General features: G+C 47.6%; 21 protein-coding genes. 12 read left to right on the top strand and 9 right to left on the bottom strand.

Annotation, left to right across the window (positions count from 1 at the left end):
- The first annotated feature begins 99 nt into the window (after positions 1-99).
- Positions 100-2,298 (top strand): prolyl oligopeptidase family serine peptidase, encoded by a 2,199-nt coding sequence (locus tag QN395_RS05030; protein ID WP_322120046.1) that lies wholly within the window; start codon positions 100-102, stop codon positions 2,296-2,298.
- 89 nt (positions 2,299-2,387) lie between these two features.
- Here the strand turns inward: QN395_RS05030 and QN395_RS05025 are convergent, their stop codons facing one another.
- The 8 genes from QN395_RS05025 to QN395_RS04990 all read right to left on the bottom strand — a co-directional run bounded on the left by QN395_RS05025 (position 2,388) and on the right by QN395_RS04990 (position 9,858).
- Entirely contained in the window at positions 2,388-2,603 is a 216-nt protein-coding gene (locus QN395_RS05025) for a TOBE domain-containing protein (protein ID WP_322120047.1), read from the bottom strand.
- A gap of 107 nt (positions 2,604-2,710) precedes the next feature.
- Complete coding sequence (locus QN395_RS05020; RefSeq protein ID WP_322121633.1) at positions 2,711-3,556, bottom strand: ATP-binding cassette domain-containing protein; 846 nt, start codon at positions 3,554-3,556, stop codon at positions 2,711-2,713.
- Between the two features lie 164 nt (positions 3,557-3,720).
- A complete protein-coding gene (ssuC, locus tag QN395_RS05015; RefSeq protein ID WP_323492146.1) occupies positions 3,721-4,647 on the bottom strand; it encodes an aliphatic sulfonate ABC transporter permease SsuC in 927 nt (308 codons plus the stop codon).
- Positions 4,648-4,656: 9 nt separating this feature from the next.
- A complete protein-coding gene (gene ssuD, locus QN395_RS05010) occupies positions 4,657-5,817 on the bottom strand; it encodes an FMNH2-dependent alkanesulfonate monooxygenase (RefSeq protein WP_322120049.1) in 1,161 nt (386 codons plus the stop codon).
- A gap of 87 nt (positions 5,818-5,904) precedes the next feature.
- Complete coding sequence (locus QN395_RS05005) at positions 5,905-6,906, bottom strand: sulfonate ABC transporter substrate-binding protein (protein ID WP_322120050.1); 1,002 nt, start codon at positions 6,904-6,906, stop codon at positions 5,905-5,907.
- Complete coding sequence (locus QN395_RS05000; RefSeq protein WP_322121634.1) at positions 6,906-7,823, bottom strand: sulfonate ABC transporter substrate-binding protein; 918 nt, start codon at positions 7,821-7,823, stop codon at positions 6,906-6,908. The genes QN395_RS05005 and QN395_RS05000 overlap by 1 nt, the downstream gene beginning before the upstream one ends.
- Before the next feature lie 236 nt (positions 7,824-8,059).
- Complete coding sequence (gene ssuE, locus QN395_RS04995) at positions 8,060-8,701, bottom strand: NADPH-dependent FMN reductase (RefSeq protein ID WP_322120051.1); 642 nt, start codon at positions 8,699-8,701, stop codon at positions 8,060-8,062.
- 116 nt (positions 8,702-8,817) lie between these two features.
- A complete protein-coding gene (locus QN395_RS04990; protein WP_322120052.1) occupies positions 8,818-9,858 on the bottom strand; it encodes a sulfate ABC transporter substrate-binding protein in 1,041 nt (346 codons plus the stop codon).
- Between the two features lie 87 nt (positions 9,859-9,945).
- Here QN395_RS04990 and QN395_RS04985 point away from each other — a divergent pair, with 87 nt between their 5' ends.
- The 10 genes from QN395_RS04985 to QN395_RS04940 all read left to right on the top strand — a co-directional run bounded on the left by QN395_RS04985 (position 9,946) and on the right by QN395_RS04940 (position 21,115).
- On the top strand, positions 9,946-10,131 hold the full coding sequence (locus QN395_RS04985; RefSeq protein ID WP_322120053.1) for a hypothetical protein: 186 nt from the start codon (positions 9,946-9,948) through the stop codon (positions 10,129-10,131).
- 326 nt (positions 10,132-10,457) lie between these two features.
- Positions 10,458-11,432, top strand: a complete 975-nt coding sequence (locus QN395_RS04980) for a sulfate ABC transporter substrate-binding protein (RefSeq protein ID WP_322121635.1) — start codon at positions 10,458-10,460, stop codon at positions 11,430-11,432.
- Positions 11,433-11,613: 181 nt separating this feature from the next.
- Positions 11,614-12,339: a response regulator transcription factor gene (locus QN395_RS04975; RefSeq protein ID WP_322120054.1), complete on the top strand. Its 726-nt coding sequence runs from the start codon at positions 11,614-11,616 to the stop codon at positions 12,337-12,339.
- Positions 12,329-13,969, top strand: a complete 1,641-nt coding sequence (locus QN395_RS04970) for a sensor histidine kinase N-terminal domain-containing protein (RefSeq protein ID WP_416200123.1) — start codon at positions 12,329-12,331, stop codon at positions 13,967-13,969. The genes QN395_RS04975 and QN395_RS04970 overlap by 11 nt, the downstream gene beginning before the upstream one ends.
- An 87-nt stretch (positions 13,970-14,056) precedes the next feature.
- The gene (locus QN395_RS04965; protein WP_322120055.1) at positions 14,057-14,398 is read left to right on the top strand and encodes a DUF4212 domain-containing protein; all 342 of its coding nucleotides are present in this window, start codon (positions 14,057-14,059) and stop codon (positions 14,396-14,398) included.
- Complete coding sequence (locus QN395_RS04960; RefSeq protein WP_322120056.1) at positions 14,398-16,452, top strand: sodium:solute symporter family protein; 2,055 nt, start codon at positions 14,398-14,400, stop codon at positions 16,450-16,452. Before QN395_RS04965 ends, QN395_RS04960 begins: the two co-directional genes overlap by 1 nt.
- A 137-nt stretch (positions 16,453-16,589) precedes the next feature.
- Positions 16,590-18,047 (top strand): circularly permuted type 2 ATP-grasp protein, encoded by a 1,458-nt coding sequence (locus QN395_RS04955; protein WP_322120057.1) that lies wholly within the window; start codon positions 16,590-16,592, stop codon positions 18,045-18,047.
- Positions 18,048-18,127: 80 nt separating this feature from the next.
- The gene (locus tag QN395_RS04950) at positions 18,128-19,078 is read left to right on the top strand and encodes an alpha-E domain-containing protein (RefSeq protein WP_322120058.1); all 951 of its coding nucleotides are present in this window, start codon (positions 18,128-18,130) and stop codon (positions 19,076-19,078) included.
- A gap of 133 nt (positions 19,079-19,211) precedes the next feature.
- A complete protein-coding gene (locus QN395_RS04945; RefSeq protein ID WP_322120059.1) occupies positions 19,212-20,051 on the top strand; it encodes a transglutaminase family protein in 840 nt (279 codons plus the stop codon).
- 188 nt (positions 20,052-20,239) lie between these two features.
- A complete protein-coding gene (locus tag QN395_RS04940) occupies positions 20,240-21,115 on the top strand; it encodes a peptidase (RefSeq protein WP_322120060.1) in 876 nt (291 codons plus the stop codon).
- A gap of 124 nt (positions 21,116-21,239) precedes the next feature.
- Here the strand turns inward: QN395_RS04940 and QN395_RS04935 are convergent, their stop codons facing one another.
- A complete protein-coding gene (locus tag QN395_RS04935) occupies positions 21,240-21,800 on the bottom strand; it encodes a DNA-3-methyladenine glycosylase I (RefSeq protein WP_322120061.1) in 561 nt (186 codons plus the stop codon).
- Between the two features lie 183 nt (positions 21,801-21,983).
- On the opposite strand from QN395_RS04935, the gene QN395_RS04930 reads away from it, so the two are divergent.
- Positions 21,984-22,499 carry a redoxin domain-containing protein gene (locus QN395_RS04930; RefSeq protein WP_322120062.1) on the top strand — a complete coding sequence of 172 codons (516 nt, stop codon included), beginning with the start codon at positions 21,984-21,986 and terminating at the stop codon, positions 22,497-22,499.

Here is a 22,499-nt window from a genome sequence, read left to right as displayed (position 1 = left end):
GTTCCATGTGTTGTGGTTTGTGTCCTCCCGTTTTGGTTTCAACACACCTAAGCAGACTCATTTTTTCAATTGTTCTTTTCAATTTTTTGAGGAAAACGCATGAACACAGTGGACAACTCCCCCTCCCTTAAACGACGCACGCTGCTGAGCGCCGCGGTCAGTCTGTTATTTGTCTCGGGCAGAACATTCGCTGCCGATAGCAGTGCGGGCAAAGCCATGCTGGCGATGGCACCGATTGCAAAAAAAGAACCGGTTACCGATACCTATTGGGGCATGCAAATTGTTGATCCCTACCGCTGGATGGAGCAAAAGCCTGCAAGCGCTGAATGGACTACCTGGCTTAAGGAGCAGAATAATTACACCCGGGTCGCGCTAGAAGCCTTGCCAGCCAAAGCCTCATTCATGAAGTCGCTAGAGACCTATACCAAAGCAGTGGACACACTGGGCTTTATACAATCCGCCGGCGATAAATTATTTATCTCGAAGCGAGTCATTGGATCGCAAGTAATCGCGCTGTTTGTCAGAGATGGCGGAGGCAAAGAGCGTTTACTCTTTGATCCCTCAGCCGGTGTAGAAGCCGGAAAACCCACACGTACGATGGATTATGCGATGCCCTCGCCAAGCGGCGATTATGTGGCTTATGGCGTCTCCGAGGGCGGCTCAGAAATGACTGCTAGCTACATCCTCAACGTCAGTACGGGTGAAACAACAGAAGTGAGCCGTATCTTTTCACGCGGTACTGGCTGGACTGGTGACGGTAAAGGATTTTTTTATTACCGTCTGAGAGCTGATGCGGTTCCCGGTACCCTGGAATTTGGCAAAGGTGGCAGTTGCTGGCTGCATCGTATTGGTCAAGCCGGCAAGGATGTTGAGTTATTTCGCAGCGGCGAAGGGCCAGACTTTGAAGAAATTGAAGACGACCAGCCGCATCTGGCAAGTGCGCCACACAGCAAATGGGTTCTGGCTAGCCATGTTTGCAACGGCAATGAAATCGCCTCCCTCTATGTGTGCCGCTATGATGATTTGTTGAAGGGATCACCAGCATGGCGCAAAGTCGCCAACCGCAAAGATGGCGCACTACAAGCCAAACTTGTTGGCGACGATATCTATGTTCTCGCCAACGGACGGGCTGATCGCGGTGAGATTTACAAATTCACCGCCCAAAACGGTAAGATCGACGCTACGACTAAAGTGATCAGCCAAGGCAGCTTCGTCATCAACGAATTTGTCACTGCAAAAGATGGCGTCTATGTCCGCACCTTTGAACATGGTGTTAGTGGATTGATGCGGCTCTCAGCCAAGGGCAAACTCGATAAAATCAACATGCCGATGCAAGGTTCAGTATGGAGCATGGCAAGCAATCCTGATCATACCGGTCTCTGGTATCTGATCGACGATCTGACAACGCCTGCTACCTCCTATTATCTGGACGGAAAGATGCTCACATCTACCAGCGTGGAACTGGTCAAAGCGCCGCCCTACAGCACCAAGAATTTTCTCACCACCCGCACCTCGGTCAGCGTCAGAGATGGCACAAAAGTACCGGTGGAGATTTTATCGCGCAAAGATACGCAACGCGATGGTCACCGACCCGTGCTGTTGATCGCTTATGGTTCTTACGGCTCTATTCTGGATCCTGGCTATAACAGTTCGATGCTGTCTTTGTTAGATGCTGGCGGGCTCGTCGTATATGCCCATGTGCGCGGCGGTGGCGAGCTTGGTGATGATTGGCATCGCGCCGGACAAAAAGCGACCAAGCCTAATACCTGGCGGGATGCGATCGATGTCGCAGAATTTTTGATCAAAGAAAAATGGACCTCGAAACAACAGGTCGCTCTGTGGGGTACCTCGGCTGGTGGGATCATGGTGGGACGAGCAATGACGGAACGACCTGATCTCTTTGGCGCTGCCATCGGAGAAGTTGGCGCATTCAATACCTTACGGTTTGAACTGACCTCCAATGGTCCGGGCAATGACGCCGAGTTTGGCACTGTAAAAAAGGAAGACGAGTTCCACGCGCTACTCGCGATGGATTCGTATCATGCAGTACGCGATGGGGTCAAATATCCGGCCACTTTGTTACTCACGGGTGCAAATGATTTACGCGTAGAGCCATGGCAGATCGGTAAATTCGCAGCGCGTCTGCAAGAAGCCAACGCGGCCAGCACCCCTATTTTGCTCAGAGTAGACTATGACTCTGGCCATTTCGCCACGAGCCGTAAATATGCGATGGAAAAGTATGCAGATATTTTCAGTTTCGTTGTGAATTATTGCAATACTACCAGCGCCAGAAGCTAACCTCACCAACAACGATAGTAAGCAGAAATCAAAAGCCCAGGCATCTGTTGATAGACACCTGGGCTTTTTGTGTTTAATGCAAAAAGAACTTATAACTTAGCGATGGATACCTCAGTCGCCTTCACCAGCGCGACCACTTCCGTGCCGATGACCAAGCCCAAATCTTTGATTGAGCGTGTCGTGATGACAGAAGTCACGATCCCTGCCGGGGTTTCCACATCGACTTCAGAGACCACAGACCCCTCGATAATCGCTTTGATTTTGCCGCGAAATTGATTACGTACATTGATTGCCTGTATGCTCATCATAACTCCTGTGAAGATGAATAAGAGGATACTCCCCCATTAAATTACAAAAACCACCAGATTGTCCAGACAATACCTGGACAATTTAAAATACCCACTACCAGTATCTAAATCGCCCAACTCACCTGACTGACTGTGCGCAATAAAGAAACATCACCTAATGTATTGTCCCGCTCCCCATCTACTACAGGTGCCGGATGACGTAAAACCCGTTTTAAAATCCGTTCCTCCAATTCGGCAAACGCTGGATTACCGCGCGCCCGTGGCCTGGCAAAACTCACCCGTTCATCCAAGGTGATCTGACCGTCTTCAATCAAAATCACCCGATCAGCCAAGGCGATCGCCTCTTGCACATCATGTGTCACCAGCAAAGCGGTAAAGCCACGCTGCAACCATAATTCTTCAATCAGACTTTGCATCTCGATGCGGGTTAGTGCGTCCAGCGCGCCTAAGGGTTCGTCCAACAGCAACAACTCTAGCTCGTGTACCAAGGCGCGTGCCAAGGCAACGCGCTGACGCTGACCGCCAGACAACACGGATGGCCATTCTGTCGCACGTTCCGACAATGCGACTTTTTCCAGCGCGTTTTTTGCGGCTAGCGCACCCTTGTTTTTATCCAGACCCAGCGCGACGTTGTTAAGCACATTCTTCCAGGGGAGCAAGCGTGAATCCTGAAACATCACGCGGGTCTCCGGCTTTTTTTGACCCTGATTAAAACGGATCTCACCGCCATCAGCTTTTTCCAGACCAGCGACTAGCCTTAACAAGGTACTCTTACCGCAACCGCTCCGACCAATCACGGCAACAAATTCACCCGCTTTCACATCCAGACTCAGCGCTTTTAATACTTGTCTTTCGCCATAGACTTTTTGGATTGCGCGCAGCTGTATTGCAGCGCCTTTAGTTTTAGCTTCTTGCGGATTCGGTACGCCAGACGGCTCTGGCAAAGGCATTTCTTCAGGCCATTGAGCGGCAGCAGCGTCGGTCCAATCTGCATCAAGTTCTTTCTTCAGCGCCGTAATATTGTTGACACTATTCACAGTCAATCCATTGCTTGGCGGGCGATGTGCTAAGGCAGCATTTTCTATCACTCGTTTTGGTGTCAGTGCATGAGCAGTCATGAGGTTTTCCTTTGATAGCCGGGATGCCAGCGCAACCAGTAATGTTCTAATCCACGAGATAAGACATCTGCCAGCTTTCCCAGTAAGGCGTATAAGAGTATGCCGACCAATACCACATCCGTTTGTAAAAATTCACGCGCATTCATCGTCATATATCCAATCCCCGCCTGCGCTGAAATTGTCTCTGCCACGATTAATAAGACCCAGACCAGGCCAAGTGAAAACCGCACTCCGACCAAAATCGATGGCAACGCACCCGGCAAAATCACATCACGATACAGCGGCCAGCCTGACAGTCCATAGCTTTGCGCCATTTCAATCAAACCCTTGTCGACCGACCGAATGCCATGAAAAGTGTTCAGATAGACCGGGAAAAAGACCCCGATCGATACCAAAAATAACTTTGCACTCTCTTCAATTCCAAACCACAAAATAACCAATGGAATGAGTGCCAGAGCGGGAATATTGCGTATCATTTGCAAGCTCGTATCCAGCAAAGTCTCTGCAATTTTGAAGCTACCCGTGAGCAAACCGAGCAGCAAACCCAAGCCACCGCCGATGAAAAAGCCGGATGATGCGCGCCATAAACTGGTTTTCGTATGCAGCCATAAATCACCAGAAACCGCAAGCGTCCAGAAAGCCTTTGCGACCGCCCACGGCTCCGGCAAAATTCGACTGGACAACCAGCCAACCTGAGCCGCAAATTGCCATAGTCCGATTAACAGTACTGGGACTACCCACGGTAAAAATGAACGCAGTGAACTCCCCAGCAATGATTTGGCATGCCGGATCACTGTGTGGCTAAGCACACCAAATCCGTCTTCGGCTAGCGAACTAGAGGTCGGTGACTGCTGACGAAAACGGGACTGTACGCCGTTCGCAAAAACGAACTCATCGGACACTTCCGTGATGAAGGGCTCCATACATCCTCTCTAACTTTGTGAAACCTTGGGCTCAATACTATTGGCAATAATCTCGCCGAAAGGGCCTGTCATCGTACTGACTTGTCCCGCAGTTGCCTTACCAATCAGAGGGAATACCAGTTCAGCAAAACGGTAGGATTCTTCAAGATGCGGGTAGCCAGACATGATGAAGGTATCAATACCTAAATCAGCATATTCCTGCATGCGGGCGGCAACCGTCTCTGGGTCGCCCACCAATGCTGTGCCAGCACCGCCGCGCACCAGGCCAACGCCTGCCCACAAGTTCGGGGAAACTTCCAGCTTGTCGCGCTTACCGCCGTGCAAAGCCGTCATACGCTGCTGACCGACTGAATCCATTTTAGAAAATGCTGCCTGCGCGCGGGCAATGACTGCATCATCGACATGACTGATCAACTCTTCTGCGGCTTTCCATGCGGCATCGTTGGTCTCACGGACAATCACATGTAAGCGGATGCCAAATCGCAAGGTACGGCCATGTTTCGCAGCGCGGGCACGCATATCCCTAATTTTTTCTGCGACGGCAGCAGGAGGTTCGCCCCAGGTCAGATACACATCCACCTGCTCGGCTGCGAGTTCATGTGCAGCCTCAGATGAGCCACCGAAGTACAGTGGTGGATAAGGCTTTTGTACTGGCGGATACAAAGTCTTTGATCCCTTGACCTTGATATGTTTGCCTTCAAAATCAAAACCACCACTCGCACCATCAGCGCCCTCACCTGACAGAGAGGCACGCCAGACCCGCAAGAATTCGTCTGTGATTTCATAGCGTTCAGAATGGTCCGTCCATAAGCCATCGGCTTCCAGCTCCACTTGATCGCCGCCGGTCACGACGTTTATCAACAAACGACCGTTAGAGAGACGGTCAAAAGTCGACGCCATACGAACAGACAAACCAGGCGTGCTCAGACCTGGACGGATAGCGACCAAAAATTTAAGATTCTTTGTCGCGCCAATCAAGCTCGAGGCAACGACCCAGGCATCTTCGCAAGACCGTCCCGTCGGTAATAACACACCGTCATAACCTTGGGTATCGGCGGCCACTGCGACTTGGCGCAGATAGTCGTAGCTAATTTGGCGCGCACCCTTCATGGTACCTAAATAGCGGCTATCACCGTGGGTAGGGATAAACCAAAATACATTGAAACTCATGACAAATCCTCGAAAATAAGTACGACTTCAGTATGAAATATGAAATTTGGGATATTGAATTTTGTGATTTTATTGCGTCGGTGTATCTCACTTAGCCCCAGGCGGCAACCAGACAGCATCTCTAATATTGACGGACTTCGGTATCAACTTCTGCTGGTAAAAATTGTCGGCCACACGTTGCTGCTCATCGATAATATTCTGCGTTAAGTACACCACTGGAGAGCGCGGTCGGCGATCTAAATAGGTAGCGATGGTCGCTTTATCCAGGCCAGTACTGGCGGCAATTGCCGCAATTGCCTCCGGACGATTGCTATGTACAAAAGTGTCGCTCTTCGTCAACTCCTCAAACAATAGTTGAATGACTTTTGGATATTTTTCTGCAAAACTACGGCTAGATAAATAGTGCGATAAGTTATTCACCAATCCGTTACCCGTCACCAGCACACGCGGCTTGGCAGTTTGTTCAATCGCAGCCCAATAAGGATCCCAGATCGCCCAAGCATCAACGCTACCGCGCTCAAATGCGGCACGTGCATCAGCCGGCGCGAGATAAATTGGTGTGATATCGCTCCACTGCAAACCGCCTTGCTGAACCGCACGCAGCACGTGGTAATGCGCGCTGGAACCTTTTTGAAAAGCGATCTTTTTTCCTTTCAGATCACTCAGCGTTTTGATGGGAGAGTCTTGCTTTACCAAGATTGCACTGACTGACGGCTTTGCAGGTTCTGCGCCAACATACACCAGACTGCTACCTGCAGCCTGGGCAAAAATCGGCGGTGGTTCACCGGTCGTCGCAAAATCGATACTGCCGACGGATAGCGCCTCTAACATTTGAGGTCCGGCGGTAAATTCGAACCAGGTAATCTTGACGCCCCCTGGCTTTGCGCTCCCTAACAGCTGTTCTAACGATTGACGTTGCTTTAACAAAGTGAGGTTGACCGAACTCTTTTGAAATCCAATACGCAGTTCGGAAGGCAGGTCAGCTTTCGATAATGCCGCCATCGCAGAATGAGGCAGGATCATTATCGTAGTAGCTGCGACGACAAATTTCAGAAGCGATATCGCATGACGGAAGGGAGAACTCATCATCACTTCGCCACGTTAAATACAACATCTTTAATGCTGATTTTTTTAGGAATCAACTTAAGATCAAAAAAGACATCTGCAATACTCTGCTGCTCTTTAATGACTTGCTCTGAAATCGGCCTGACGCCAAAACTAAAACGCTTGGTCGCCAGATCAACGATGGAAGCGTCCAACCCTAATTGTGTCTGCAGTACGGTCGTGACTTCTTTCAGATTTTTACTGCCCCACTCATCAACCTTGGCAATTTCTTCTAGGACAGTGCGTAAAATATCCGGATGCTTTTGTGCATATGGACGGGCTGCCAGATAAAACTGGTGATTGCTGACGATCCCTCTACCGTCGATCAAAATACGCGCATCCAGTTGCTTTTGCGCTGCAGCTAAAAATGGATCCCAGATCACCCAGGCGTCGACGCTGCCGCGTTCAAAGGCAGCACGGGCATCGGCAGGTGCCAAATAAATCACTTCTATATCTTTGTAGGCAATGCCGGCTTTTTCCAGCACCTTGACCAGCAGATAATGCACATTCGAACCTTTATTCAGTACGATCTTTTTACCTTTCAGATCGGCTGCGGTTTTCAATGGGGAATTTTTCGGTACGATCACGGCCTCGCTAGACGGTGCTGGCGGTTCGTTACCGACATACAGCAAATCAGCGCCTGCAGCCTGAGCAAAAATCGGTGGCGCTTCGCCCACGGTACCAAAATCAATACTGCCGACATTCAAGCCTTCCAACAATTGCGGTCCTGCCGGAAATTCAGTCCATTTAACGTCGATGCCTTGTGCCGCCAAACGGGTATCCAATGCGCCAGTCCCTTTTAACAACGTTAGCGTGCCGTATTTTTGATAACCGATACGTAATATGGTTTTGGCTTGCGCCGAAGCTAATGTAGGAAATACGCTCAATGACCCGCCAACCATGACGCTAGCGATGGCAGCGGATAGTGTTGTCAAGGAACGGCGTTTTGCTCGCTGCTCCAAGGTCAATTCTGATGCCGTTGAAAATAGCGAATGCGATTTTTTTTGGTTTTTGCTCATGATATGTTTCAGTCTGTCAGGTTTGAAATGGTGCTATCCCTACCGCGAGCTACAAGCGGTATAAGTCGGAACAAATAATCCAAGTGGAACGCTAAGAAAAATTCTTAGCCATCAACAAGCTAAGCCGTACAGGGCACTTTCTCAGCAGCTTGACTAAGACTCACGGACGTTACATCGACTGGCAAAGTAACTGAAACTGACGGTACTGAAGCAGACTTCAGGCGATTGAATTCGCTCAACGCCAATCCTTCATTCAGGTGATGTATCCCATTATGCAAACGCTTTTCGATCGCAGGATCAATTCGTAATCCATCTTGTTCGGACCACTCAATTTGAGCGTCTGTCGCATAAACGCTGGGCAGAATATGTCGGGCGTCTAAGGCCGCTAATACTGGACGTAAAGCATAATCCAGAGCGAGCATATGTGACTGGCTGCCCCCCGTTGCAATTGGCAGAACTAATTTGTCTTTCAATCCATCCTGGGGCAACATATCTAAAAATAATTTTAGTAAACCGCTGTAGGCAGCTTTATAGACTGGTGTCGCAACAACAACCGCATCGGCCTCGGCGATCTGCTGACGAATCGCTGCCAGCTCAGTATTTTTAAAGTCTGCATGCAATAAAGCCTGAGCCGGCAGATCACGCAATGAAATATGACTTACATCATGACCAAGCTCACTTAATTTATTGCCGACAAAGTGCAACAGACGACTCGACCGCGAAGGTGTTGAAGGGCTGCCAGATAATAATAGGATGGTCATGATGGAATACTCTTTTTTAGTTTGCCGATGCGAATTAAGAATCATCGCAAAACGATTTGGTAAAAGAAAAATTTAACCCTCTTCCCTCATTTTCATTTTGCGAAAATTCAATATCATTATTTCTTGCTTGGCTGATAGATCTGATCAAATACGCCGCCGTCAGCAAAGTGTGTTTTTTGTGCTTTGGTCCATCCACCAAAAGTGTCATCAATATTGAACAATTTGATCTTGGCAAAATTGCCCGCGTATTTTTGGGCAGCTTTTTCAGAGGTTGGACGATAGTAGTTTTTAGCAATAATTTCTTGTGCTTCTTCCGTGTACAAATAGTTCAGATAAGCTTCAGCGACTTTACGCGTACCGCGTTTATCGACAACCTTGTCAACAACGGCAACCGGTGGCTCTGCCAGGACACTGATGGAAGGAGTGATAATTTCAAATTTATCTGCGCCAAATTCTTTGAGCGCCAGATAAGCTTCGTTTTCCCAAGCCAGCAACACATCGCCAATACCGCGTTCTGCAAATGTGACGGTTGATCCACGCGCACCGGAATCCAGAACAGGAACATTTTTAAAGACTTTAGATACATAGTCTTTTGCTGTGGCTTCACTACCGCCCGGCTGTTTCAATGCATAGCCCCAAGCAGCTAAATAGCTCCAGCGAGCGCCGCCAGAGGTTTTAGGATTGGGTGTAATGACAGAGACACCAGGCTTGATGATGTCAGCCCAGTCTTTGATTCCTTTTGGATTGCCTTTGCGCACTAAAAAGACAATCGTTGAGGTGTACGGAGAACTATTATGTTGAAGGCGTTTCTGCCATGCTTTATCCAACAAACCTGTCGCAGCAATTGCATCGGTGTCATAGGCCAATGCTAGTGTCACGACATCGGCATCAAGACCATCAATTACCGCGCGAGCTTGCTTGCCAGAACCACCATGCGACTGCTTGATACTGACGTTGTCACCCGTTTTGGCTTTCCATTGCTTTGCAAATGCCTGATTTACCTCCTGATACAGCTCGCGAGTAGGATCGTAAGAGACATTGAGCAAGGTAACATCAGCGGCATGGGCAATACCGGAATGACCGCCAGCAGCGGCAACGATTGACAATGAACTTACTAAAATGAGCTTTTTAAGGGAATTGATGCGTGGCAGTTTCATCTACAGTCCTTGAACTAAATTATTTTTCGAGAAGTGAAGAGTAAAACGGCCAGAATGAAAGGAGAACGAATAGTTTCGCGTTTTAATATGACTTTTACGTATATGGAAAAAGTCGATTTGTTCTTGGGTCAATTACTTATCTGGTATGAAAAGATGACGCCAGAGATCATCGCCAACCAGCAACGCGTAACAGATACCTTCGCTCAATTGAAGCTGATTCCCAAAACCATCAAGGTCAATGATAAGGTATGGAACTGGAAGCCAGCGAAGTAAGACTCAAGACAAGCTTAAATATATGATTAAATAAAAGCTTAAATACAAACCTAAAAAGTCAGCCACTCGGTTAAGTATTAAAATTAGATATACTCCCCTATAAATTCAAAAAATATTACCTATTGACCAGACTTTATTTGGACAACTTAAATATACTTAATGGGAGTATATTAATTTAACCCCCTAAGAATAAGTCGTCTTTCTCATGAATTCAGTTTTTTTACGAAAGAAAATGTATGTCCATTCATCCAGCTAACAAACTCCCTTTTTCGCTATTTCACGCAACGGCGTTGAAACATACGATGCGTCCTTTGTTGGCGAGTGCCATGTTATTGGGATCGATCTTCATGGCAGCGCCTGCTGCCCACGCAGATACCGCATTGCTTAACGTCTCTTACGACGTCACACGCGAGCTGTTTAAGGATATCAACCCGGCATTTATCGCCGAGTGGAAAAAAACCACAGGCGAAACCATTACCGTCAACCAATCACACGGCGGCTCTAGCAAACAGGCGCGTTCGGTAGCCGATGGTCTGGAGGCGTCTGTCGTTACCATGAATCAGGCTAATGACATTGATTTCCTGGCCGACCAAGGTGTAGTTGCCGCTGATTGGGCAAAACGTTTTCCGAATAACGCAGCGCCGTTTTATTCCACCATGGTATATCTGGTGCGCAAAGGCAATCCTAAAAAAATTGCTGGTTGGGATGATTTGATCAAACCAGGTTTGAAAGTCATTATTCCTAATCCTAAAACCTCAGGCAATGGTCGTTATTCTTATCTGGCGGCTTGGGGTTCTGTGATTAAAAAAGGCGGTACCGAGGCGCAGGCGCGTGATTTTGTCTCCAAACTATTTAAAAACGTACCGGTACTCGATGGTGGCGGACGCGGCGCCACTACTACGTTCACCCAACGTGAAATCGGCGATGTGCTGGTGACATTTGAGAATGAAGTACAGCTAGTACGCAATGAGTTTGGCGATAATTTTGAAGTAGTCTATCCAAGCTCATCTATTCTGGCGGAATCGCCCGTTGCGGTTGTTGATAAAGTCGTGGACAAGAAAAATATCCGCAAGCAAGCAACGGCTTACCTGCAATTCTTATACTCGGAAGCAGGTCAAGATATTATCGCCAAGCATTTCTTGCGCCCTCGCTCGGCGATCGCCGCAAAAAAATATGCGACGTCGTTTAAACCAATTACCTTGTTTACCGTCGATGAAGTTTTCGGTGGCTGGAAAAATGCGCAGAAAAAGCATTTTGATGATGGTGGCGAATTCGACAAGATTTTTCAATCGCATCGGTAAACAGCTCATCTCAGGAAAGAATACCAATCGGACTTACGTCAAATTGTCGCATTTTGGTATCGAGAAGAGACCGCAACCATTCATTTAGAGCTTGTCACAGCAGACCACTCATCTTGCTGTGACAAAGTCCGCTAAACGCAATAAACTAAGCTGAGAGACAAACACTATAAGAAAATACCCCATGCGCATATTGCTCGCCGAAGATGACAGCGTACTTGCCGACGGACTGACCCGTTCGCTCAGACAGTCTGGCTATGCCACCGATTGTGTCGCCAATGGCGAAGAAGCGGATACGGCTTTAACGACCCAAGATTTTGATTTGCTGATACTGGATTTAGGTCTGCCACGACTCAGCGGGCTAGAAGTATTGCGACGTTTGCGTGCGCGTAATTCCCATTTGCCGGTGCTAATCTTAACGGCCGCGGACTCCATTGAACAACGCGTCAAAGGCTTGGATCTGGGTGCAGATGATTACATGGCGAAGCCCTTTGCCTTATCAGAACTGGAAGCCCGAGTAAGAGCATTAACCAGACGCGGCGCTGGTGGCGGCCCTACCGTGATCAAACACGGACCGTTGACTTATGATCAGGTCGGTAGAATTGCTTACATTCATGAGCAAATGCTGGATTTGTCTGCACGTGAGCTGGGTTTATTAGAAGTCTTATTGCAAAGAACAGGCAGATTAGTCTCTAAAGAACAGTTGGTGGATCACCTGTGCGAATGGGGCGAAGAAGTCAGTAATAATGCGATTGAAGTTTACGTCCACCGCTTAAGAAAAAAAATTGAAATCGATGGTGTGCGCATCGCCACAGTACGCGGCTTGGGATATTGTCTGGAGAAGTTTTTTGTCGCTGCCTCGACGAACACCACCACCACCACACCAAAAACGATCAAGCATGATGGATGACGAAGGCGCAAAAGTAGCGATGGCATCGCAAGCGCCGGAGCATCTTGCTCGCAAAGATAACAACACCAATAGTCACAGCCAACCGCCAGAAAAAATCCAGCGCTCGCTTTTTGGTGAAATTCTCGATTGGATGCTGGCACCGCTGTTATTGCTCTGGCCTATGAGCATCGCCATCACGTATCTGGTCGCCAAATCGATTGCCAATCAACCGTTTGACCGGGCGCTGGAAGACAATGTGCTGGTACTGTCACAGCAAGTCAAAGAAGTCGATGGTAAAGTCGTCACGCAATTATCGAACCCTGCCCGCGATATTTTGCGTGCAGATGATTTGGATAGTATTTACTTCCAGATCAAAAATAGCAAAGGCGATCTGATCGATGGTGATAAAGATTTGCCCATGCCAGCCGAAGATGACCGCCCTACCCCCGGCACTGTACAAATCAGAAATGAATACTTGCACGGTATCGACATTCGGGTCGCGTATAGCTACATCAATCTGAACAAAGTTAACAAAGAAATCAGTGCGAAAGTAGCCGCGAAACTAACTGGAAATTCAGTAGATCATTCGGCTGACAAATCTAGGCAAGCAGTGCTGTCTTCGAGCCAAGTACAAGAATCCCAACTAGTCTTAGTACAAGTTGCGGAGACCTTAGAAAAACGCGCCGTACTTGCAAATGAAATTATCAAAGGCGTAATCCTGCCACAATTTATTATTTTGCCGATAGCACTTGCCTTAGTCTGGTTTGCTTTGAGTCGCGGACTATCGCCGCTAGCCGAATTACAACACAGAATACGCGCCAGGCGGCCCGACGATCTTAGTCCGATAGACTCGCGCCACGTACCGGAAGAAATCACGCCTCTGGTGCGCTCACTCAATGAGATGTTAGAACGTTTAGCACAAACTATCGTCATCCAAAAACGCTTTATCGCTGATGCAGCACATCAGATGAAAACTCCACTGGCTGGTATGCGCATGCAATCTGAATTAGCCTTGCGCCAGACCGATCAGACAGAAATCCATCGTTCACTTTTGCAGCTAGCTAAAAGTTCGGAGGCGGCTACCCGCCTGATCAACCAACTGCTGACTTTAGCAAGGGCAGAAAATCAAACGCCAGCCACCAAACCCTTAGAGTCGATTGAGCTCTGTGAGCTGGTACGCAGCACCGTACATGACTGGATACAGACCTCGTTCTCTTATGAAATTGATCTGGGATTAGAGCAGCCAGATTTTCCTGTTTTTATATTTGGCAGTCCGCTGATGCTGCGCGAGTTATTAAGTAATCTGATTGATAACGCGATTCGCTATACACCAAAAGGGTTAAGCGTCACCGTCAGAATCCGGGTGAGTGAAGAGCAGGCGCTGGCAATATTGGAAGTGGAAGACAATGGACCCGGGATTCCAGTATCAGAACATGAGCATGTGTTTGAACGCTTCTATCGTATTCTGGATAACAATGTACAAGGCAGCGGATTAGGGCTTTCTATCGTGCGCGAAATTGCTCAGCAACATAATGCGCCTATCGACATTATGGCGAATCCACGCAATCAAAATCCGCATTATCCAGGCTGTATATTCCGGGTGTCATTTCAGATGAATCCCCATGCCAGTTTACGTGGGGATATTAGCTAGCTTAATGCTAAATAGCTTAATAGCTTAATAGCAGCTCAATTTTAGAATCCCTCAACAAATGTTATTTAGAGACCTAAAAACCTTGATATGGAAGCAGATAAAAGTATCAGTGCGCTGGATAAATCAAAAGCTACTGCAGCCACTCACTGGCGGCGCAGCAGATACCTGACTGCATTTTTACTGACGAGCTGGTTTTTTTTGACATTTGGCATTCTGTTTTTTGCCAGAGAATTATCTGCCTATACTTTTTTTGGATGGCCGTTTTCTTTTTATATGGCAGCGCAAGGATTGACCTTATTTTACGTGGCGCTGCTGGCTATTTTCTCACTGTGGATGCGTAAAATTGAAGACGCTTACCATACTGAAATTTCAGAAAAAAATCCTGATCTATCTCAAATAAAGGATAGTAACTTAAAGGATATCCGCTAATGGCACAGGCTGGATTCTCTAAACGACTAACGCGCTATTACGCCTGGTACACGCTGCTGTTCATCCTTTTTTTGATCAGCCTTGCGGTACTGGAAAAAGAAGGCGTACCCCGTGCCTGGATAGGTTATCTGTTCATGTTCTCTACCATCGTGATTTACGCTGGTATTGGCGTCATGAGCCGCACCTCGGATATTTCTGAATACTATGTCGCTGGCCGGCGTGTACCGGCTGTTTTTAATGGGATGGCAACGGCGGCAGACTGGATGTCGGCAGCCAGTTTTTTAAGTCTTGCGGGCGGCTTATATTTACAGGGCTTTGATGGTCTTGCCTACATCATTGGCTGGACCGGTGGTTTTTGTCTGGTTGCGTTGTTAATCGCACCGTATATACGCAAATTTGGGCAGTACAGTATTGCGGATTTTTTAGGCACCCGTTATGCCGGCGCGAATGGTAGCAATATCGTGCGCGTCCTAGCCGTGATTGCGACGATCTTTATTTCATTCACCTACGTCGTCGCCCAGATTTATGGTGTTGGTTTAATCACCTCGCGCTTTACCGGTGTGGATTTTTCTATCGGCATTTTTTTAGGCCTGGCAAGTATTCTGGTCTGCTCTTTTTTGGGTGGTATGCGGGCAGTGACATGGACCCAGGTTGCGCAATACATCATCATCATTATTGCGTACATGATCCCGGTCACATGGTTATCAGCAAAGCATGCCCAAACACAGACCCAGATGCCGATCCCGCAAATTGCCTACGGTTCCAAACTATCGCAATTAAGCGCTAAAGAAAAACTGTTTGCGAATGATCCGAAAGAACAAGAAGTCCGGGCTATTTTTAAACAACGCGCTGAGGTATTCCAGCAAAAAATCCAGCATCTGCCTGCCTCATGGGAAGAGGGGCGATTGGAATTACAGCACCAGCTAGATGAGCTTAAATCTGGTAATGCCTCACTGATAGAAATCAAAGCAGCAGCGCGGGTATTAAGCAATTATCCTAAAACACCGCAAGAGGCGCAGCTGCGATGGACTGACGCCAAGAGTGCCAATCTGGCACGCGCAGAACCCAGCGTCACTACTTACATGCCGTATGCCGCAAAAGATAAAAACGAATCTGACATCAAGCGTAATAATTTTTTGGCCTTAGTATTTTGTCTGATGATGGGTACTGCGGCCTTGCCCCATGTACTAATCCGTTACTACACTACGCCATCAGTGCGAGAGAGCCGTGAGTCGGTCTTCTGGTCACTATTTTTTATCATGCTGTTGTACATCACGATCCCCGCTCTGGCGATTTTAGTAAAGTACGATATTTATACCTCACTGGTCGGTACCGAATTTTCTAAATTGCCATCATGGGTCACCTATTGGGCCAGCATCGACAAACTTAATCCGCTGGTGAATATTACTGATATCAACCACGATGGCATTGTCCAGCTGGCAGAGATTGCGATTGATGGTGACATCGTCGTGCTCGCGACACCTGAGATTGCAGGTTTGCCTTATGTCATTTCCGGTCTGGTTGCCGCAGGTGGTCTGGCGGCAGCTTTATCGACTGCGGATGGTTTGCTGCTGACGATTTCCAATTCGCTGTCGCACGACATTTATTACAAAATTGTTGATCCCAGTGCTTCGACACAAAAACGGGTGACAATTTCTAAGCTACTGTTGTTAGTAGTAGCACTAGTTGCTGCCTATGTGGCATCGCTTAAACCTGCGGATATTTTATCGCTAGTCGGTGCGGCATTTTCACTGGCAGCATCTACCCTGTTCCCTGCACTGGTATTGGGCATCTTTTGGAAACGTGCGAACCAACAGGGTGCCATTGTGGGTATCATCATCGGTTTTATTGTGTGTGTTTATTACATGCTCAACACACATCCACTATTCGGTGGTAGTGTATTAAATCAATGGTGGCATATCGCTCCGATTTCCGCCGGGGTATTTGGTGTGCCGGCAGGGATCATCAGCATGCTACTGGTCAGCCTGATGACACCTGCACCAGATCCTCGCACAGTGGATTTGATCGACTATATTCGAGCCCCTGATGTTTGATCTAGGTTTGATATGGCTTTGATCCAAAGATGACGTAACGTGAAGTATGTTTTGCAATGCCAAAAATACACTGGCATAGTTCTTGATAGTAGAAACTGAAACTATAGTAAAAACTCAAATAACAGCGAAACCACATCATGGCAAAATTTTTTAATGAAATGGCTGCTGATGGCATAGAGTCAGCAAGCTCAGCAGCTGGCTCGGCAGCAAATATAGAAAATCACATCCGTGATCATTACCGCGAATTTAATACCTGGTTAAAGCAACAATCTCCAGAGACTATACAACGTAAGCGTGCAGAAGCTGATCTGACATTCCGTCGCGTCGGTATTACCTTTGCAGTGTATGGCGACGATGCCGGTACCGAACGCCTGATCCCCTTTGACATTATTCCCCGCATTATTCCTGCTAGCGAATGGTCACATTTACAGACTGGTCTAGTACAGCGCGTCAAAGCCTTGAATATGTTTATTCATGATATTTATCACGATCAAAACATCATCAAGGCGGGCATTATTCCCGCTGAACAAATTTATAAAAATGCGCAATACCGGCCAGAGATGCAAGGTATTTCGGTCGCCTCGGATATCTATGCCCATATCGCCGGTGTCGATATTGTGCGCGCCGGTGCCGGTGAGTTTTATGTGCTGGAAGATAATCTGCGGGTACCGTCTGGCGTGTCCTACATGCTGGAAGATCGCAAGATGATGATGCGACTTTTCCCGGAATTATTTGCCCGTAACAAAATTGCGCCGGTAGATCATTACCCTGATATGTTGCTGGACAATTTACGCTCGGTTGCACCGGTCGGCGTGAATGACCCGACGATCGTCGTGATGACACCAGGGATGTATAACTCCGCCTATTTTGAACATGCATTTTTAGCGCAGCAGATGGGCGTGGAACTGGTAGAAGGTAAAGATTTATTCGTCAACGATAACGCAGTATTTATGCGCACCACACGCGGACCTAAACGCGTCGATGTGATTTATCGCCGGGTGGATGATGACTTCCTCGATCCGCTGGCCTTCCGTCCGGATTCGTCGCTTGGTGTGCCTGGTTTGTTGTCGGTGTATCGCGCTGGTCGCGTGACCCTAGCAAACGCAATCGGCACCGGTGTGGCAGATGATAAATCGATTTATCCGTTTGTACCGGACATGATTAAGTTCTATCTGACTGAGCAACCGATCCTGAATAATGTCCCGACTTACCAATGCCGCAAACCCGAAGATTTAGCCTATACCTTAGCGCATTTACCTGAGCTGGTTGTTAAAGAAGTACATGGCGCGGGTGGCTACGGTATGTTGGTAGGACCTGCATCGACCAAAGCGCAAATTGAAGATTTCCGCCAGCGTCTGCTCGCCAAACCTGACGGCTATATCGCACAACCGACGCTGGCATTATCGGCTTGTCCGACTTATGTTGAGAGTGGCATCGCGCCGCGCCATATTGATTTACGTCCATTTGTGTTGTCCGGCAAAACCATCTCGATGGTACCTGGTGGTTTGACCCGTGTGGCCTTACAAGAAGGTTCGCTGGTGGTTAATTCATCGCAGGGTGGCGGGACAAAAGATACCTGGATACTAGAAAAATAGTTTCCTCATTCGTTTGCTGATATCAGACCGGATCAAGTCCGATCGAATGCCCAAATAACTTGCCGCGCTGGAGAAAATTTATGCTGAGCCGCACCGCTGATCACTTATTCTGGATGGCACGCTATACAGAACGCGCCGAAAATACTGCCCGTATGCTGGATGTAAATATTCAAACATCGATGCTCCCGCAATCAATTGAGAGTGCAGAGCAAGGCTGGCGTGCGATGCTGGGTATTTCGGAATTGCAGTCCGCATTTGATAAAAAATACGGTGTACTCAATGCGAAAGACGTACTCGATTTTATGTTGCGTGACCCGGACAATCCATCGTCCATCGCAGCCTGCCTGACCGAAGCGCGCGAAAACGCCCGCGCCGTTCGTGGCACGCTAACCACCGAGGTATGGGAGACCCAAAACGCAACCTGGCTGGATATGCAGCAACATCTGAACAGCGGCGTACTGGAAAACGATCCTAGCCAGTTTTTTGAATGGGTCAAATACCGCTCACATTTGTCCCGTGGTGTGACGCTGGGTACGATGCTGAAAGATGAAGCTATCCACTTCATCCGTCTGGGTACTTTTTTAGAACGTGCCGATAACACTGCGCGTATTTTAGATGTGAAGTTCCATGGCGCCAAAGAAGCAGGCATTAGTGAAAAAGCTACTCAAAGAGATTTCTATTATTGGGCAGCTTTATTACGCTCAGTCTCCGGTTTTGAAATTTATCGTAAGGTATATCGCGACGTTATAACACCAGAGCGCGTGGCAGAGCTGCTGATATTGCGCGGCGACATGCCACGTTCTTTACTGGCCTGCATGGACGAGGTGGTACAAAACCTGAAGCAAGTCAGCAATGATGTCTCGGCCGATACTGAACGCTTTGCCGGCAAGCTACATGCAGAACTGCAATTTGCCTGCATTGAAGATATTCTGGAAGCTGGCTTGCATGAAACACTGACGGAATTTTTGCAAAGAATCTTTGAACTGGGCAATCGTGTCAGCCGTAACTTCCTGGTGCCGCTTGCGGCATAAATCACAAAACAATAAAGAAATAAAAAATATACTCCCCTCCAGTAATTTTAGATCGCCCATAGAATATTTGGACAATTGACCGATTATTTGAAAAATAAATGGGAGTATATTAAATGGGAGTATATTAATTCGTATGAAACTCTCAATCAGACACGAGACCATCTACCGGTATACCGCGCCTTTGGCTTACACCATACAGCAACTTCGTCTGACACCAAGGGAAGAGTTACAACAGCACGCATTGTCCTGGCACATCACTACTTCGGGTCAGCGTCACGCCTACACCGATGCGTATGGCAACCTGTCGCATATGCTAACTATCACTGGTCAGCATGATGCTTTGTCCATCGTCGCACAGGGTTTGGTCGAAACAATCTACCCATACCAAGGTCGTTTGAACGCAATCGAAACCTTGTCGCCGCTAATTTTTTCTGTCGCCACACGCTTGACCGAACCGACACCACAAATTATGGATTTCGCCGCCAGTAGTTTTGCGAGAAATTTTGCAGGGAAAACATTCAACACGCACGGGAAAACTAAAACCCCGGAAGCACTCAAATTAGCTGAGCTTATTTTTGGTGCAATCGAGTATCAAAGCGGTGCAACACAAGTGACGACCAGCGCAGACGATGCGCTAAGTCTGGGTCGCGGCGTTTGTCAGGATCATGCACATCTGTTTTTAGCCTGCTGCCATGCTCACAGTATTCCGGCGCGCTACGTTTCTGGCTATATTGATCCCGGTACCACTAGCCATGCAGAAAGTCATGCCTGGGTAGATGTTTGGGTGGAAGACAGTGATTTCTCGGGTTGGGTCAGTATTGATGTAACACATGCACGTTTGATGACCGATGCTTATTGCCGTCTGGCAGTCGGACGCGATTATGATTCCGCTGCGCCTATCCGTGGCGTGCGACGCGGCGGTGGAGAAGAAATGTTGGACGTCAATGTACAAGTCATGCCAGTTCAACAATAAGTACCATTTATAGTACTTGCATCTTCGAGGCGGTTTTGCGTAAGTCCTAAGAAACCGTTGGCAATTCACAAACGGATTACACACTATCTGACAATCAAGCGACATTCCACAGGCACTTAAGAGCCCTAAATCAGCTAAACCATTTTGCCTTAAGGTAAAATATGGCTTTAGTTTATTGGCTTGTAACAATGACATATTGTGTTGGCATGCGCCTGGACGCTGGGCTAGTTTTTCTCTCTGACTCTCGTACTAATGCGGGTGTGGATCAAGTTGGTACGTTCCGTAAAATGAGCGTATTTGAAAATCCGGGCGACCGTATGATGGTCTTGATGACCGCAGGCAATCTCTCTATTTCCCAATCGATACGCCAATTAGTCGCAGAACACGTGTGCTTTGATGGCAGCACGATCTGGAATGCGCCCAACATGTACGAAGCTGCCCGTATCGTCGGTGAAGCGGTGCGTACAGTACATAAACGCGACGCACAATCTCTGTCAGAATTCGGTATCGATTTTAATGTGAGCCTGATCTTTGGTGGACAAATTAAAGGCGAACGTTGCCGCTTGTTTCAGATTTATTCAGCCGGTAATTTTATTGAATCGCATAATGAAAATACCTATTTCCAGATCGGTGAAGCCAAGTACGGCAAGCCGATTATTGATCGGGTAGTCAATCCATTGACACCGCTGGACGAAGCCGCAAAATGTGCGCTGATCTCGATGGATTCTACCTTGCGTTCCAATGTATCCGTCGGCTTGCCATTAGATATGCTGGTGTACGAAACCGATCGTCTGGCCGTCACCCGTTTCGTCACGATTGATGAGAAAAATCAATACTTCCAGATGATACGCAGTACTTGGGGCGAGCAACTCAAACACGTATTTGAAGGCATCGACGATCCGATCTGGGACGCAGCACCGGACGCCACCATGAACGTGCTGTCCTCTACCAATATGAATAGCAAACCAGTGCGTATCGCCCTGCCGCCGACAATTGCTCCCGTTGTTTTGGATGTCGCGCCTTTACAATCGCTGGCGCAAGAGTTCAACCAGACTCAGCATTGATCTACTTATTTATACAAGCTAAGGCGCACTCAAGCGCAACATACGATCAAAAGATCGATCAACAGATCGACTAACAGATAGCCTAACAAAAAGGCCAGCAAAAGCTGGCCTTTTTATTGGCTTATTATTTTGTGCGCCAATCGCAATCAGAAGCGTGATCTTGCACCATACCAATGGCTTGCATGTAGGCATAAATAATCGTCGAGCCAACAAATTTAAAACCACGCTTAATTAAATCTTTTGATATCTGGTCAGACAGTTCGGTTTTAATAATGCGTTCACCGCTATTACGAATCGGCTTGCCATTCACATGCGCCCACAAATAGCCATCTAAACTGCCGAACTCATCGCACAAACTCAGATAGGCATTAGCATTGGTAATCGCCGCAGCCACCTTCAGGCGATTACGTACTATCCCCGCATTTGCCAGCAAACTCGCTACTTTATCCGCATCATATACAGCGATTTTTTTTGCATCCCAATCATCAAAGGCAAGCCGGTAATTCTCACGCTTGTTGAGGATAGTTTCCCAACTCAGCCCCGCCTGCGCCCCTTCCAGATTCAACATTTCAAATAAACGCCGCTCATCATGACAAGGCACGCCCCACTCCTGATCGTGGTACGCCAGATAAAGAGGATTAGCTGGATTAGCCCAAGAGCAGCGTTGATGAGTTACAGAATTCATGGCGATCATTTTTTACTTTAAGTAGAGTCACTATTTTTGCATGATGTCCCGGATTATTTTAGAAATTGTTGTAAGATTTATTGCCCAGAACCGACACAATCACTAAGCAGATATTAGACCGTGACTAAACGCCTTACCTGGACAGGTACCTGTGTATTCCAAAAAAACTGAAAGAAAAGCTTAATGATGAACAGAAGAAAATTTATTCACACAGCCACACTGAGCAGTGTCGCCATCAGCAGCTCTTCGCTGTTTGCCCAAGAGAAAAAGGAAGCTGTGACTTTTACGATGCAAAGCACGGACATCAATGGCAAACCCTTAAAATTAACCGATTTTATAGGACTAACAGTGCTGGTAAGCTTTTTTACCAGCGGCTGCAATCTCTGCACTCGCGACCTTAAATTGATGCGTGAATTTTATGTAGGTAATGCGAACCGGAAATTTGTTCTGCTGGCGATTAATATAGACCAGGATAAAAGAGATTTTGATACCTATAATCAACTAGTTTCGCTCGCCATCCCAAAAGAGCAACGCTTCCCGACGGTGTGGCGTAATGCACCCGGCCACAAAGACAATTTTGGAACCATCGTCAAACAACCTACCCACTTTGTTCTGAATGCCCAAAACCAGTTTATCTTTAAGCGGGAAGGTACTTTTTTGCCAGACGACTGGGACAATCTCTGGCTTTCATTAAGCTAA

The organism is Undibacterium sp. RTI2.2 (genome assembly GCF_035018705.1).
Lineage (GTDB): Bacteria > Pseudomonadota > Gammaproteobacteria > Burkholderiales > Burkholderiaceae_D > Undibacterium.
Note: the sequence above shows the minus strand (reverse complement) of the source record. Positions and strands in the feature narration are given on the sequence as shown.